The sequence below is a fragment of the Bartonella taylorii genome (assembly GCF_023920105.1).
Classification (GTDB): domain Bacteria; phylum Pseudomonadota; class Alphaproteobacteria; order Rhizobiales; family Rhizobiaceae; genus Bartonella; species Bartonella taylorii.
In genome coordinates this window covers 534,000-548,099 of record NZ_CP083693.1, presented here as the reverse complement: position 1 = coordinate 548,099, position 14,100 = coordinate 534,000, and the positions used below count along the sequence as shown (strand labels likewise).

General features: G+C 42.1%; 26 protein-coding genes. All 26 read right to left on the bottom strand.

Going from position 1 to position 14,100, the window contains the following annotated elements:
• Positions 1 to 82: 82 nt before the first annotated feature.
• Positions 83 to 511 carry a 50S ribosomal protein L17 gene (gene rplQ / locus LBE40_RS02300; protein WP_004859141.1) on the bottom strand — a complete coding sequence of 143 codons (429 nt, stop codon included), beginning with the start codon at positions 509 to 511 and terminating at the stop codon, positions 83 to 85.
• A 24-nt stretch (positions 512 to 535) separates the two neighbouring features.
• Complete coding sequence (locus LBE40_RS02295) at positions 536 to 1,549, bottom strand: DNA-directed RNA polymerase subunit alpha (protein ID WP_004859144.1); 1,014 nt, start codon at positions 1,547 to 1,549, stop codon at positions 536 to 538.
• 94 nt (positions 1,550 to 1,643) lie between these two features.
• Entirely contained in the window at positions 1,644 to 2,033 is a 390-nt protein-coding gene (gene rpsK, locus LBE40_RS02290) for a 30S ribosomal protein S11 (protein ID WP_004859148.1), read from the bottom strand.
• 126 nt (positions 2,034 to 2,159) lie between these two features.
• Entirely contained in the window at positions 2,160 to 2,528 is a 369-nt protein-coding gene (gene rpsM, locus LBE40_RS02285; RefSeq protein WP_004859152.1) for a 30S ribosomal protein S13, read from the bottom strand.
• 179 nt (positions 2,529 to 2,707) lie between these two features.
• Positions 2,708 to 3,286: an adenylate kinase gene (locus tag LBE40_RS02280; RefSeq protein WP_004859154.1), complete on the bottom strand. Its 579-nt coding sequence runs from the start codon at positions 3,284 to 3,286 to the stop codon at positions 2,708 to 2,710.
• Positions 3,283 to 4,629 carry a preprotein translocase subunit SecY gene (secY, locus tag LBE40_RS02275; protein WP_004859158.1) on the bottom strand — a complete coding sequence of 449 codons (1,347 nt, stop codon included), beginning with the start codon at positions 4,627 to 4,629 and terminating at the stop codon, positions 3,283 to 3,285. The genes LBE40_RS02280 and secY overlap by 4 nt, the downstream gene beginning before the upstream one ends.
• Before the next feature lie 168 nt (positions 4,630 to 4,797).
• Positions 4,798 to 5,265 (bottom strand): 50S ribosomal protein L15, encoded by a 468-nt coding sequence (gene rplO / locus LBE40_RS02270; protein WP_004859163.1) that lies wholly within the window; start codon positions 5,263 to 5,265, stop codon positions 4,798 to 4,800.
• A 20-nt stretch (positions 5,266 to 5,285) separates the two neighbouring features.
• Positions 5,286 to 5,492: a 50S ribosomal protein L30 gene (rpmD, locus tag LBE40_RS02265; protein WP_004859165.1), complete on the bottom strand. Its 207-nt coding sequence runs from the start codon at positions 5,490 to 5,492 to the stop codon at positions 5,286 to 5,288.
• A 31-nt stretch (positions 5,493 to 5,523) separates the two neighbouring features.
• The gene (rpsE, locus tag LBE40_RS02260; protein ID WP_004859168.1) at positions 5,524 to 6,072 is read right to left on the bottom strand and encodes a 30S ribosomal protein S5; all 549 of its coding nucleotides are present in this window, start codon (positions 6,070 to 6,072) and stop codon (positions 5,524 to 5,526) included.
• A 114-nt stretch (positions 6,073 to 6,186) separates the two neighbouring features.
• On the bottom strand, positions 6,187 to 6,549 hold the full coding sequence (gene rplR, locus LBE40_RS02255) for a 50S ribosomal protein L18 (RefSeq protein ID WP_004859170.1): 363 nt from the start codon (positions 6,547 to 6,549) through the stop codon (positions 6,187 to 6,189).
• A gap of 12 nt (positions 6,550 to 6,561) precedes the next feature.
• Positions 6,562 to 7,095: a 50S ribosomal protein L6 gene (rplF, locus tag LBE40_RS02250; RefSeq protein ID WP_004859173.1), complete on the bottom strand. Its 534-nt coding sequence runs from the start codon at positions 7,093 to 7,095 to the stop codon at positions 6,562 to 6,564.
• Between the two features lie 38 nt (positions 7,096 to 7,133).
• The gene (gene rpsH / locus LBE40_RS02245; RefSeq protein WP_004859174.1) at positions 7,134 to 7,532 is read right to left on the bottom strand and encodes a 30S ribosomal protein S8; all 399 of its coding nucleotides are present in this window, start codon (positions 7,530 to 7,532) and stop codon (positions 7,134 to 7,136) included.
• Positions 7,533 to 7,546: 14 nt separating this feature from the next.
• A complete protein-coding gene (gene rpsN / locus LBE40_RS02240) occupies positions 7,547 to 7,852 on the bottom strand; it encodes a 30S ribosomal protein S14 (RefSeq protein WP_004859177.1) in 306 nt (101 codons plus the stop codon).
• Between the two features lie 24 nt (positions 7,853 to 7,876).
• A complete protein-coding gene (gene rplE, locus LBE40_RS02235; protein WP_004859179.1) occupies positions 7,877 to 8,434 on the bottom strand; it encodes a 50S ribosomal protein L5 in 558 nt (185 codons plus the stop codon).
• Complete coding sequence (gene rplX / locus LBE40_RS02230; RefSeq protein WP_004859182.1) at positions 8,427 to 8,741, bottom strand: 50S ribosomal protein L24; 315 nt, start codon at positions 8,739 to 8,741, stop codon at positions 8,427 to 8,429. Before rplX ends, rplE begins: the two co-directional genes overlap by 8 nt.
• A 12-nt stretch (positions 8,742 to 8,753) precedes the next feature.
• Positions 8,754 to 9,122 carry a 50S ribosomal protein L14 gene (gene rplN / locus LBE40_RS02225; RefSeq protein WP_004859184.1) on the bottom strand — a complete coding sequence of 123 codons (369 nt, stop codon included), beginning with the start codon at positions 9,120 to 9,122 and terminating at the stop codon, positions 8,754 to 8,756.
• A 144-nt stretch (positions 9,123 to 9,266) separates the two neighbouring features.
• On the bottom strand, positions 9,267 to 9,506 hold the full coding sequence (gene rpsQ / locus LBE40_RS02220; RefSeq protein ID WP_004859186.1) for a 30S ribosomal protein S17: 240 nt from the start codon (positions 9,504 to 9,506) through the stop codon (positions 9,267 to 9,269).
• A gap of 11 nt (positions 9,507 to 9,517) precedes the next feature.
• Complete coding sequence (rpmC, locus tag LBE40_RS02215; protein ID WP_004859188.1) at positions 9,518 to 9,718, bottom strand: 50S ribosomal protein L29; 201 nt, start codon at positions 9,716 to 9,718, stop codon at positions 9,518 to 9,520.
• 12 nt (positions 9,719 to 9,730) lie between these two features.
• Positions 9,731 to 10,144: a 50S ribosomal protein L16 gene (gene rplP / locus LBE40_RS02210; protein ID WP_004859191.1), complete on the bottom strand. Its 414-nt coding sequence runs from the start codon at positions 10,142 to 10,144 to the stop codon at positions 9,731 to 9,733.
• 36 nt (positions 10,145 to 10,180) lie between these two features.
• A complete protein-coding gene (gene rpsC, locus LBE40_RS02205; protein WP_004859193.1) occupies positions 10,181 to 10,891 on the bottom strand; it encodes a 30S ribosomal protein S3 in 711 nt (236 codons plus the stop codon).
• Positions 10,891 to 11,280, bottom strand: coding sequence for a 50S ribosomal protein L22 (rplV, locus tag LBE40_RS02200; RefSeq protein WP_004859196.1), 390 nt, complete (start codon positions 11,278 to 11,280; stop codon positions 10,891 to 10,893). The genes rpsC and rplV overlap by 1 nt, the downstream gene beginning before the upstream one ends.
• A 2-nt stretch (positions 11,281 to 11,282) precedes the next feature.
• On the bottom strand, positions 11,283 to 11,561 hold the full coding sequence (rpsS, locus tag LBE40_RS02195; RefSeq protein ID WP_004855734.1) for a 30S ribosomal protein S19: 279 nt from the start codon (positions 11,559 to 11,561) through the stop codon (positions 11,283 to 11,285).
• Positions 11,562 to 11,576: 15 nt separating this feature from the next.
• Entirely contained in the window at positions 11,577 to 12,410 is an 834-nt protein-coding gene (rplB, locus tag LBE40_RS02190; RefSeq protein WP_004859199.1) for a 50S ribosomal protein L2, read from the bottom strand.
• 22 nt (positions 12,411 to 12,432) lie between these two features.
• Positions 12,433 to 12,726: a 50S ribosomal protein L23 gene (locus LBE40_RS02185; protein ID WP_004859201.1), complete on the bottom strand. Its 294-nt coding sequence runs from the start codon at positions 12,724 to 12,726 to the stop codon at positions 12,433 to 12,435.
• Positions 12,723 to 13,343, bottom strand: a complete 621-nt coding sequence (gene rplD / locus LBE40_RS02180; RefSeq protein WP_004859204.1) for a 50S ribosomal protein L4 — start codon at positions 13,341 to 13,343, stop codon at positions 12,723 to 12,725. Before rplD ends, LBE40_RS02185 begins: the two co-directional genes overlap by 4 nt.
• A complete protein-coding gene (gene rplC, locus LBE40_RS02175; RefSeq protein WP_004859210.1) occupies positions 13,343 to 14,086 on the bottom strand; it encodes a 50S ribosomal protein L3 in 744 nt (247 codons plus the stop codon). The genes rplD and rplC overlap by 1 nt, the downstream gene beginning before the upstream one ends.
• Positions 14,087 to 14,100: the final 14 nt, after the last annotated feature.

Here is a 14,100-nt window from a genome sequence, read left to right as displayed (position 1 = left end):
CTTAAATAAAGCCTACTCTGTAATGCTAACAAAAAACCGCCCTAAAAGGCGGCCTTCTCAAACACAACGAAAAGAAAATAATTTATGAAGAAGATTCTTTTTCATCTGAAACATCTTCTGCACGTGCACGATCCACAGCACCCTTCGCATCGATATCTCGATCAACAAATTCTATAACAGCCATGGGAGCATTATCACCTGTACGAAACCCTGCTTTCATAATACGCAAATATCCACCGTTGCGCGATGCATAACGCGGCGCAAGTATATCAAACAATTTCGCAACTTTTCCCGCATCACGAAGCGCAGAAATTGCTTGCCGACGCGCATGCAATCCTCCACGCTTACCAAGAGTCACTAACTTTTCAACAATAGGACGAATTTCTTTAGCCTTTGGAAGCGTCGTCACAATTTGTTCATGCTCTATCAGTGAAACCGCCATATTTGCAAACATAGCTTTACGATGACTAGCAGTTCGGTTCAATTTGCGACCTGAATTACTATGGCGCATGAGCCTTCTCCTTAAATTTTAACTTTAATACTGATCTTCATAGCGTTTAGCAAGATCATCGATATTCTCAGGAGGCCATGCAGGAATTTCCATACCAAGATGCAGTCCCATACATGCCAAAACTTCCTTAATTTCATTTAACGACTTTCGCCCAAAATTCGGTGTCCGAAGCATTTCAGATTCCGTTTTCTGAATAAGATCACCAATATAGACAATATTATCATTTTTAAGACAATTTGCCGAACGAACTGAAAGTTCTAACTCATCCACCTTTTTGAGCAGCGCAGGATTAAAAGCAAGTTCAGAATCAGACTCTTCAACAATCTCCTTCTGCGGCTCCTCAAAATTGACAAATAATGATAATTGATCTTGAAGAATACGCGCCGCAAAAGCAACAGCATCCTCTCCATTAACAGCACCATTTGTCTCAATCGTGAGTGTTAATTTATCATAATCCAACACTTGACCTTCGCGTGTATTTTCTACTTTATAAGAGACTTTACGAATTGGTGAGTAAAGACTGTCAACTGGAATAAGGCCTATGGGCGCATCATCGACACAATTACGGTCAGATGGAACATAACCTTTTCCTGTATTAACAATAAATTCCATACGAATCTCAGAACCTTCATCAAGAGTACAAATAACATGTTCTGGATTCAGGATTTCCATATCCCCAACAGTACTTATATCTCCAGCTCTTACAACACCAGGGCCCTCTTTACAAAGGACAATACGTTTAGGTCCCTCTTCTTCCATACGAAGCGCAATTTCTTTGATATTTAAAATAATATCTGTAACATCCTCGCGCACGCCCGGAATTGATGAGAATTCATGCAACACTCCATCAATTTGCACAGCGGTAACCGCGGCACCACGAAGCGAAGACAATAACACACGGCGAAGCGCATTCCCCAACGTTAAGCCAAAACCACGCTCAAGAGGCTCTGCAATCACACTCAAAACATTTGGATTATCATGTGTACAAAATTCAACCTTATTGGGTTTAATCAGTTCCTGCCAGTTTTTCTGGATCATATTTTTATTCCCGTTCTCTAGTTCCGCTACCATTCAATCGTAACGGACAATGTGAACATCAGAGAAGCCTCTGACAACGAAAAAACAACACCAATTAAACACGCCGTCTTTTTCGGGGACGGCATCCATTATGAGGAATTGGCGTTACATCACGAATGGAAGTAATGATAAAACCAACAGATTGCAAAGCACGCAAAGCAGACTCACGACCTGAACCAGGACCACAAACCTCAACCTCCAAGGAACGCATACCGTGTTCCTGCGCTTTTCTAGCACAATCTTCTGCGGCAACCTGAGCCGCAAAAGGCGTAGATTTGCGCGAACCTTTAAATCCCTGAGCACCAGCAGAAGACCACGCAATTGTGTTCCCCTGAGCATCAGCAATGGTAATCATTGTATTGTTAAATGTTGAATTGATATGCACAACACCTGATGAAATATTTTTGCGCTCGCGGCGACGAACCCGTGTGCCTTCCTTGGCCATAGTCTTCCTTTCAACGATCTCTTCACTGCCGTAATACCAGCAGCTCCACCCTCTTTGTTCTTATTAAAAAAACTTTAACAAAAAACAAAACACCTAAAAAAAATAAAACTCTTTTAAAAAAGACTATTATTTTTTCTTTCCAGCAATTGCCTTAGCCGGCCCCTTGCGCGTACGTGCATTTGTATGCGTACGTTGTCCACGAACAGGCAAAGAACGGCGATGACGTAAACCACGATAACAACCAAGATCCATCAAACGCTTAACATTCATCGCAACCTCACGGCGAAGATCCCCTTCAACTTGATAGCCTTGATCTATAGCCTCACGAATTTGCAACACCTCTGCATCCGAAAGCTCATGCACACGACGCCCTATGGGAATGCCAACCTTCTTAGTAATTTCTTGAGCAAATTTTGGTCCAATCCCGTGAATATATTGAAGCGCAATAATTACACGCTTATTTGTCGGGATATTGACGCCAGCAATACGAGCCACGCCTACTCTCCTTGGTTATGTTAAAAATTAACCATAAAATACCTGATGTACCTTACAGAAAAAAACGATCCGGCATAAACACACTCCGAATCCAATCACTTTATTGAAATAAACTGAAGCTGTTTCTGATAGATTTTACCCAAAAAGTCAATACTTTTCATTTATTTCTAAAAAATTCCTTATAGAAGACACTTTTTAATCATGTGTGATATCTCAGTAATATCAATCATCCCATCAATCACTTTCAACAATCCCCTCTCTGAATAAAATTTTGATAAGGGAGCTGTTTTTTCACGATATTCTACTAATCGCTTCGCAAAAGCAACAGGATTATCATCTGAACGAACTTGCCCACCAGCAGCTATAGTTTCCTCAACGCGTTTCTTCATTCTTTCAATCAACGCATCTTCATCAACACTCAATTCAATAACAGCATCAAGCTGCATATTTTTTGACTGCAGAATCTGCTGCAATGCTTCTGCCTGTCCTACAGTCCGCGGATACCCATCCAAGACAAAACCGTTTATACAATCACTTTCGTCAATTCGTTCTGATACAATTTGATTAACAATACTATCAGGAACTAAAGCACCAGAACTCATAACAGCTTTAGCTTTTTTACCAACTTCTGTTTCTCTGGTAATAACTTCACGTAACATATCGCCCGTCGATAATTGAGGGATATGATACTCCTCAGTTAACATTTTAGCTTGTGTACCTTTTCCAGCTCCAGGAGGACCCAAAAGAACAATTCTCATCGATTCCTTCTACCTCCACGAAGTTTTGACTTTTTAATCAATCCTTCATATTGGTGCGCAACAAGATGTCCTTGAATTTGAGCAACTGTATCAAGCGTAACAGTAACAACGATCAACAAAGACGTCCCCCCAAGATAAAAAGGAACCTGTAGTGCAGATATCATAAACTCAGGTAACAAACAAACCAAAATAATATAAATCGCTCCCACAACAGTAATGCGCGTCAAAACATAATCAATATACTCCGCTGTACGCTCACCGGGACGAATACCTGGAACAAAACCAGAATGCTTTTTCAACTGATCCGCCGTATCACTTGGATTAAACACAATAGCTGTATAAAAAAAGCAAAAAAACGCCATTAAAATAGCATAGACAATCATATAAAGCGGCTGTCCGTGACCAAGAGAATAAGAAATAGCCTGAACCCATTGCGGCATTTTGTCAGAAAAATTATTAATAGTTGCAGGCAATAACAACAAAGATGAAGCAAAAATTGGTGGAATAACACCGGCAGTATTTAATTTTAAAGGAAGATGTGACATATCTCCCTGAAACATCTGATTTCCAACTTGACGTTTCGGATACTGAATAAGAATCCGCCGTTGCGCACGTTCTACAAAAACAATAATTCCTATAACAGAAACTGCAATAAGAACGATCGCTATTAACAAAAAAGTTGATAAATCAGCTTGACTATGTGCAGTTAAAAGTTGAGCAAAAGTGGAAGGGAGATTAGCCACAATACCTGTAAAAATAATAAGAGAAACCCCATTACCAACACCGCGTGACGTAATTTGCTCGCCAAGCCACATCAAAAACATTGTTCCACCAACAAGCGTAATAACAGAAGAAACACGAAACATAAACCCCGGCTCCAAAACAATTTGAAGCCCTGTTCCTATACCCGTTTCAAGTGCAACCGCGATACCAAACGCTTGCAGAATTGCTAAAACTACTGTTACGTAGCGAGTATACTGATTAATAACCTTACGACCTACTTCACCTTCTTTTTTAAGGGTTTCTAACGAAGGGATAACTGAGGTTAGCAATTGTACAATAATTGATGCCGATATATAAGGCATAATTCCCAGCGCAAAAATTGCCATGCGCCCAACAGCACCTCCAGCAAACATATTAAACAACCCCAAAACACCAGAAGCATGATGTTCAAATGTTTGGCGTAAAGAATCAATATTAATACCGGGAAGAGAGATATAAGTACCAAAGCGATAAACAAGAAGCGCAGCTAAGGTAAACCAAATACGCTTTTTCAATTCGGTTGCACGTGAAAAAGCCCCAAAGTTTATATTGGAAGCAAACTGCTCTGCCGCTGATGCCATAAAACCTCTCCAATCCCCACTCTAGTTCTTTAAATCACAAAAGCATAACTCCAGAAATTCCTGTCATCATACATAAATAAATACAAAACTTAAACAATTCTCCATAAAAAATATCCCCAAACAAAGAGCATAAAAACTGCTTAGGACATCATTCATGTCAAAATAAGCTCACCGAACAGCCTCAGGAAAAACAACCTGACCACCAGCTTTTTCAATCTTAATACGAGCAGCCTCAGAAGCACCAGACACATGAATTATAATCTTTGCTTTTACCTCACCATCAGCAAGAAGGCGTACACCATCCCTCACACAACGAATAATACCAGCCTCTTTCAGCGCCATAATATCAACAGGTTTCTCAATATCCAACTTGCCTGCATCAACTGCCCATTGAATACGTCTCAGTGAAACTTCGTTATAAGTCTTAGCAAAAAAATTCTTAAATCCACGTTTTGGTAAACGGCGATAGATAGGCATTTGCCCACCTTCAAAACCATTAAGTGAAACACCAGAACGTGAACTTTGCCCCTTTACACCACGTCCACCAGTTTTACCGGCACCAGAACCAATACCACGCCCAACACGTTTACGACCTCTTGTTGCACCTTCGCAATCGCGCAGCTCATTGAGTTTCATATCCTATACTCCCGCAACCGTTAATCTTCATCTATAACGCGAACAAGATGCCGAACCTTAGCAATCATACCTCGCACACAAAGCGTATCCTCTAAAACACGTCGCCGACGTATTTTATTTAACCCGAGTCCCTTCAAGGTTGCACGCTGAATCTGCGAATTCCGAATTGGACTACCAATTTGTTCTACCGTCACAGTTTTGCCATTCTGAGATTTTTTCTGAACCATTTCCTAATTCCCTTTCTGATAATCTCAGAAACTAGCTTTCCGCATCAACTAAATGCCTACGACGTGCCTGCAAAGTTGAATATTTAATACCGCGTTGAACCGCAATATCTCTAGGATGCATTTGATGCATTAAGGCGTCAAATGTTGCACGCACCATGTTATAAGGATTCGACGATCCTAATGATTTTGCAACAACATCCTGCATACCAAGAGTTTCAAAAATAGCACGCATCGGCCCACCAGCAATAATACCGGTACCAGCAGAAGCAGAACGCAGTAAAACACGACCAGCGCCGTGACGACCTTCAAGATCATGATGTAATGTACGCCCAGACCGCAACGGAACATAAATCATTGCACGCTTTGCAGCTTCTGTAGCTTTACGAACTGCTTCTGGCACTTCACGCGCCTTACCATGGCCAAAACCCACACGACCTTTTTGATCTCCAACAACAACAAGAGCAGCAAAACCAAAACGCCGCCCACCTTTCACAACTTTAGCAACACGATTGATATGAACAAGTCTATCGACAAATTCACTATCACGCTCTTCTCGCTCACCACGTTCTTTATGTGCCATTCCTCATTCCTTTTTCTTTTCCGGAAGCACGCTAACAAAGTCCCATCATCAAACCAGAGGAACCCACACGAAACACCCTAAAATCCCCTAACTCAAATTTCTAAACAAAACACTTTAGAAGCTCAAACCACCTTCACGAGCAGCTTCAGCCAAAGCCTTTACTCTGCCATGGTAAACATAAGCTCCACGATCAAAAACTACCTCATTAACACCAGCCTGCTTTGCACGTTCAGCAATTAACTTACCAACAGCAAAAGCTGCCTCTTTATCAGCACCAGTTTTTAAAGACTTCTTTAAATCACCTTCAAGAGTAGATGCTGAAACAAGCGTACACCCACGCAAATCATCTATAATTTGAGCATAGATGTTCTGATTTGAACGATAAACACTAAATCGCGGACGATTACCAGAAACCATTTTAATTCTACGACGAACACGCCGTGCACGACGCTGGATAATGTTCTTAGATGAAACCATAATACAAAATCCTTATTTCTTTTTACCTTCTTTACGAAAGATACGCTCATCTGCATGCTTAACACCCTTACCTTTGTAAGGCTCAGGTCTACGATATTCACGAATCTCTGCTGCAACTTGCCCAACTCGCTGCTTATCAATTCCAGAAATAACAATTTCTGTAGGTTTAGGAACTGATACAGTAACACCCGATGGCACTTTATAAATCACATCGTGCGAAAAACCTAACGATAGCTGAACATCCTTGCCCTGCAAAGCAGCACGGTAACCAACTCCGTTAATCTCCAATCTCTTTTCAAAACCATCTTTCACACCACAAAAGATATTTTCAATCATTGAGCGTGACATTCCCCATTTTGAGCGCGCATCTTTTGACTGATCTCGCGGTGAAACTGATATGACATTTTCCTCAAATTTCACTAAGACTTCATCATTAACAACGTAACTCAATTCACCTTTCGGACCTTTTGCCTTAACCAGCTGACCTTCAACCGTTGCAGTAACCCCAGAAGGAATTGAAATGGGCTTTTTTCCAATACGAGACATTGTTCTAACCTACTTTTCTTTTGTTTTCTTGACATAACTTAGAAAACACGACAAAGGAGCTCTCCACCAACATTCTGTTCACGTGCCTCATGATCTGCCATAACCCCCTTAGGAGTTGATAAAATAGAAATACCAAGACCATTTGCCACTTGAGGAAGTGACTTAGCAGAAACATATACACGACGACCCGGCTTTGAAACACGTGAAATTTCACGAATAGCAGCTAACCCCTCAAAATACTTCAACTCGATTTCAATTTCAGACTTTCCATCACCACAATCAACTTGATTATATCCGCGAATATAACCTTCAGACTGGAGAACATCAAGAACGCGAACACGAAGCTTAGAAGCAGGTGTAACCACTTTTCCTTTTTTACGACCAAGCGCATTACGAATACGCGTTAACATATCACCAAGAGGATCTGACATAGACATTGAGTAATCTCCTCTCACCAACTAGACTTAACAATGCCTGGAATATGCCCTACGGAACCAAGCTCACGCAACGCAATCCGCGACATTTTTAATTTACGATAATAAGCCCGAGGACGCCCTGAAACCTCACAGCGATTACGAACCCGAACTTTTGCAGAATTACGCGGCAACCCCGCCAATTGAACAGAAGCTTTAAAACGCTCCTCAAGAGAAACCTTCTGATCCATAACTATCGCTTTCAAGCGTGCACGACGTGCAGCATAACGCTTTACCATCACCTCACGACGCTTATTTTTCTCAACGGCACTTACTTTGGCCATAATCCTACCTCGCTACATTTGCCGTTACAAACGAAAAGGAAAATTAAAAGCACGCAACAATTCACGTGCCTCATCATCCGTTTTTGCTGTCGTACAAACGATAATATCCATGCCCCAAATTTGATCAACTTTGTCATAGTTAATTTCTGGAAACACAATGTGTTCTTTAATACCCATAGCAAAATTGCCACGACCATCAAAACTTTTTGGATTCAAACCACGAAAGTCGCGAACCCGCGGAAGCGCGATCGTAACAAGACGATCCAAAAACTCAAACATACGATCTTTACGCAACGTAACTTTAGCCCCGAGCGGCATTCCTTCACGAACCTTAAAGGTCGCAATAGAATTACGTGCACGGGTCACAACAGCTTTCTGACCTGTTATTAACCCCAAATCCTCAGCAGCAATAGATGGTTTTTTAGAATCGGCAGTTGCTTCACCAACCCCCATATTAATCACAATTTTATCAACCCGCGGAATTTGCATTGCATTCTTATAATTAAACTTCTCTTGAAGAGCTTTACGAACCACTTCAAAATAATGCATCTTCATGCGCGGCGTTTGTTTTTCCTCAGCCATTAATCAATTCTCCCGAACGCTTGGCAAAACGAACCTTATCACCATCTGCATTCACACGAAAACCTACACGTGTAGGCTTACCATCTTTAGGATCAGCAATCGCCAAATTAGATAGATGAATCGGAGCTTCCTTAGAAACAATCCCAGCCTCTTGTTTTTGCGTTTGACGCTGATGACGTTTAATCATATTAACCCCACGAACAAAAGCCTTGTTTTCCTTCGGATTCACCTTAATTACTTCACCACTACATCCCTTATCCTTACCGGATAAAACAACAACTTTATCACCTTTGCGAATTTTTTGCATACCACCCACTCCTTACAACACTTCAGGAGCGAGCGAAATGATCTTCATATGATTCCTACCACGAAGCTCGCGGGGAACTGGTCCGAAGATACGTGTACCGATCGGCTCTTTCTTATTATCCACCAAAACAGCAGCATTGCCATCAAAACGAATAACACTACCATCTGCGCGACGAATATCCTTAGCAGTACGAACTACTACAGCTTTCATCACATCACCCTTTTTAACACGGCCACGAGGAATAGCATCCTTGACCGAAACAACAATAATGTCACCGACCGAAGCATATTTTCGCTTTGAACCGCCTAACACTTTGATGCACATGACACGACGAGCACCTGAATTATCGGCAACGTCGAGGTTTGTTTGCATCTGAATCATGAATGGCCACCTTCTTTTAATACTTATATCCGGTTATATCTCTACATATCCAGACTTGCCTGCCAAATAACGAAAAATATTGTCCTTAAATCTACCAACGGAAACAAAACCACTGTCAAATTTTAAAACAACAAAGCTAATCAACTACGCCACACTGCCTTTAAAAACAGTCCAACGCTTGTCTTTCGAAATTGGTCTAGATTCCTGAATAGAAACCTGATCCCCAATCTTGAACTGGTTACTCTCGTCATGCGCCTTATACTTTTTAGACTGTCGAACGGTCTTTTTGAGAAGTGGATGAGAATAACGACGCTCCACTTTAACAACCACAGTCTTATCGCTCTTGTCACTAACAACAACACCCTGCAAAATGCGTTTAGGCATAACTTATTTCCTTAAGCCTTACTTTCGTTTATCTTCTGGCGAAGAAAAGTTTTAACACGTGCAATGTCACGACGAACTTGTCTAACACGTGCAGTCTTTTCCAATTGACCTGTTGCTCTTTGAAAGCGCAAATTAAATTGTTCTTTCTTCAACTTCACCAACTCATCTTTCATTTGGTCGAGCGTTTGCGCCCGTAATTTTATGGCTCTCATCGCTTAACCTCTTTATTCAGCAATACGCTGGATGAAACGTGTCTTTATAGGCAACTTGGCAGCACCCAATCTTAGTGCCTCACGTGCCACATCTTCAGGAACCCCATCAAGCTCAAACATAATACGCCCAGGCGCAACACGAGTCGCCCAATAATCTACACTTCCCTTACCCTTACCCATACGAACTTCAGTCGGCTTAGATGTAACCGGAAGATCCGGAAAAATACGAATCCACACGCGACCGGAACGCTTCATATAACGTGTAATCGCACGACGTGCCGCTTCAATTTGGCGGGCGGTAATCCGTTCTGGCTCAACAGCCTTCAAACCGTAAGCACCGAAATTCAAATCCGTACCACCCTTCGAAACGCCGTGAATACGGCCCTTGAATTGTTTACGGAACTTTGTGCGCTTTGGCTGCAACATTGTTCTCTACTCCAAATTCTAGTTCAATCACAAAAACTAAGCATTTTCGCGGCGACGATTCGATGAGGAACCAGAATGATCAACTTCTGTAGCACGACGCTCTGAAGCCATCGGATCATGCTCAAGAATTTCACCTTTAAAGACCCAAACCTTAACACCACAAATACCATAAGCAGTCTTAGCTTCTGCTGTACCGTAATCAACATCAGAACGCAAGGTATGAAGCGGAACACGACCTTCACGATACCACTCCATACGAGCAATTTCAGCTCCACCAAGACGACCAGAACAATTGATACGAATTCCTTCCGCTCCAAGACGCATAGCTGATTGAACCGCACGCTTCATCGCACGCCGAAAAGCAACACGACGTTCCAACTGCTGAGCAATCGATTGCGCTATAATCGTAGCATCAATTTCCGGCTTACGAATCTCCACAATATTCAATGAAGTCTCAGCATTTGTCATCTCCGAAAGCTTACGGCGAAGCTTTTCGATATCAGCACCTTTTTTACCAATAATCAAACCAGGACGCGCCGAATGAATCGTTACACGACATTTTTTATGGGGACGCTCAATAACAACCTTAGAAATAGCTGCTTGCTTCAGCTCTTCAAGCACATATAAACGAATTCTTAAATCCTCATGAAGGAGACGCCCATATTCACCACTATCAGCATACCAACGAGAATCCCAAGTCCGGTTAACTCCAAGACGAAGTCCTATTGGATTGATCTTCTGACCCATTACGCGGCCTCCACTTTTTCGGTAACTTCACGAACAATAATAGTAAGATGCGAAAACGGACGTTCAATCCGACTAGCACGTCCACGACCGCGAACATGAAAACGCTTCATTACTATTGACTTACCAACATAAGCTTCTGCAACAACGAGCGAATCAATATCAAGATCGTGGTTATTCTCTGCATTTGCAATTGCTGATTCAAGAGTTTTTTTCACAGTCTCAGCAATACGTTTACGTGAAAACGTCAAATCAGCTAACGCCACATTCACTCTTTTACCACGAATCATCGCAGCAACCAAATTAAGTTTTTGTGGACTAACACGAATTGTCCGTGCAATAGCTTTTGCCTCATTATCCTTAAGCTGGCGCGGAACCTTAGCTTTTCCCATTACTACTTCCTCTTCGCTTTCTTATCTGCACCATGCCCATAATAAGTCCGAGTTGGAGCAAACTCACCAAACTTATGTCCAACCATCTCTTCAGAAACAGAAACAGGAATATGCTTATTACCGTTGTAAACACCAAAAGTTAAACCAACAAATTGTGGTAAAATAGTAGAGCGACGACTCCATATTTTAATAACTTCATTACGTCCACTTGCACGTACCTTCTCTGCTTTTCCAAGAAGATAGCCGTCAACAAACGGACCTTTCCAAACTGAACGAACCACTTCAGACTACCTTTCTTATTTCTTGCGCTGATGACGCGTACGCATAATAAACTTATCAGTGGCTTTATTGGAGCGCGTACGCTTACCTTTCGTAGGCTTACCCCAAGGAGACACTGGATGACGCCCCCCTGATGTACGCCCCTCACCACCACCATGTGGATGATCCACTGGATTCATAGCAACACCACGAACATGTGGACGCTTGCCACGCCAACGTGACCGCCCAGCCTTACCATCATTAATATTTCCATGATCCGGATTTGAAACAGCACCAACAGTTGCAAAACAGCTGCTAGACACCAAACGCTGCTCTCCAGAATTAAGACGAAGAATAGCCATCCCTTGATCTCGTCCAACCAACTGTGCGTAAGTGCCAGCTGAACGTGCAATCTGACCACCTTTTCCAGGTTTCATTTCAATATTATGGATAATCGTACCCACTGGCATATTACCAAGCGGCATAGCGTTACCTGGTTTAACATCAACATTAGAACCAGCTATAATAGCATCACCCACACCAAGACGCTGTGGCGCAAGAATATAACTCAACTGCCCGTCCTCATAACGAATTAACGCAATAAAAGCAGTGCGATTTGGATCATATTCTAAACGCTCAACTTTTGCAGAAATATTACGTTTAAGACGCTTAAAGTCAACAAACCGATAGCTGCGTTTATGACCACCACCCTGAAAACGAGCAGTAACGCGACCACGATTATTACGGCCACCTTTTGATGACAAGCCCTCAGTTAGAGTTTTTACAGACTTACCCTTATAAAGACAAGAACGATCTACAATAACAAGTTGACGTTGCCCAGGCGTTGTTGGATTAAAGTGCTTAAGTGCCATTATTCTTTATCTCCGAACTTTCTTAAAGACCTGTCGAAACGTCGATAGACTGCCCACTGGCCAACGTCACGATCGCTTTCTTAACATTACTCTGACGACCAACAATGCCTTTAAAACGCTTCACTTTACCCTTACGAATTATCGTGTTAACTGCTTTAACTTTAACGCCAAAAAGGGTTTCAACAGCAGCCTTAATCTCAGACTTCGTCGCTTTCGGCGCAACATTAAAAGCAACCTGATTATACTCAGAAATCATAGTCGACTTTTCAGTAATAACCGGACTAACAATTACATCATAATAGCGAAGATCTGTCATCTAAAACGCTCCTCAAGAAACTCGACAGCTTCTTTTGACAAAACAAGTTTGCTGCGACGCAAAATATCATAAACATTAATTCCTTGAATTGGTAGAATATCAACATTAGGAATATTAGATGCTGCACGAGAAAAATTAATATCAATCTCTTTACCACCAATTAAAAGAGCATTATCAATCCCAAGCTTAGAAAAATGAGAAACAAGCATTTTGGTTTTAGCATCCTTAACGCTCAATGCGTCAACAACAATTAAATCCTTTGCCTTTAATTTTGCTGATAAAGCAAGACGCAATCCAAGCGCACGAATTTTCTTAGGAAGGTCATGCGCATGACTACGCGTCACCGGACCATGTGCCTTACCACCGCCTCGAAACTGCGGTGCACGAGCAGACGAGTGCCGCGCACGCCCAGTTCCTTTTTGTTTAAACATCTTTGCCCCTGTTCGAGATACATCAGAGCGCCCCTGTGACTGGTGAGTTCCTTGCTGACGACGCGCAAGTTGCCAAAGAATAACACGTTGTAAAATATCCTCACGCGGAACAAGACCAAAGATAGCCTCAGAAACCTTTAACTTACCAGCCTCATTACCATCAAGCGTTTTAATTACAAGATCCATTACTCGGCTCCCACAACTTCAGAAGCTTCCATCACCACCGGAGCAACCATTTCAGTTTTCTCCTTCACAATACAACGAATACCAGCAGGCTTCGGCACATTATCAGGAAGAGGTTTCTTTACGGCATCCCGCACTAAAATCCAAGAGCCTTTGGAACCAGAAACAGCACCACGCACCAAAATTAAACCACGTTCAACATCTGTGGAAACAACCTCTATATTCTGTGTTGTTACACGGACCTGCCCCATATGACCAGCCATTTTTTTACCTTTAAACACTTTACCTGGGTCTTGACACTGTCCTGTCGAACCGTGAGCACGGTGTGTAATTGAATTACCATGAGAAGCACGATGCCCGCCAAAGTTATGCCGTTTCATAACACCAGCAAAACCTTTACCGATACTTGTACCTGTTACATCAACTCTTTGCCCCGGAACAAAATGTTCCACTGTAATTTCAGTACCGATATCAAGAAGATTATCGGGACTCACACGAAATTCCGCTATCTTAGCTTTTGGCTCAACGGAAGCCTTAGCAAAATGTCCACGAAGAGCTCGCGAAGTATTCTTAACCTTAGCAAAGCCTACACCTAATTGAACAGCAGTATAACCATTCTTTTCAACTGTACGCTGAGCAACGACTTGACAGTTCTCCAAACGAAGTACTGTTACCGGCACATGCTCACCAGCTTCATTATAAATACGGGTCATGCCCAGCTTCTGTGCTATTACACCTGAACGCATAGGGTCTGTTCCTT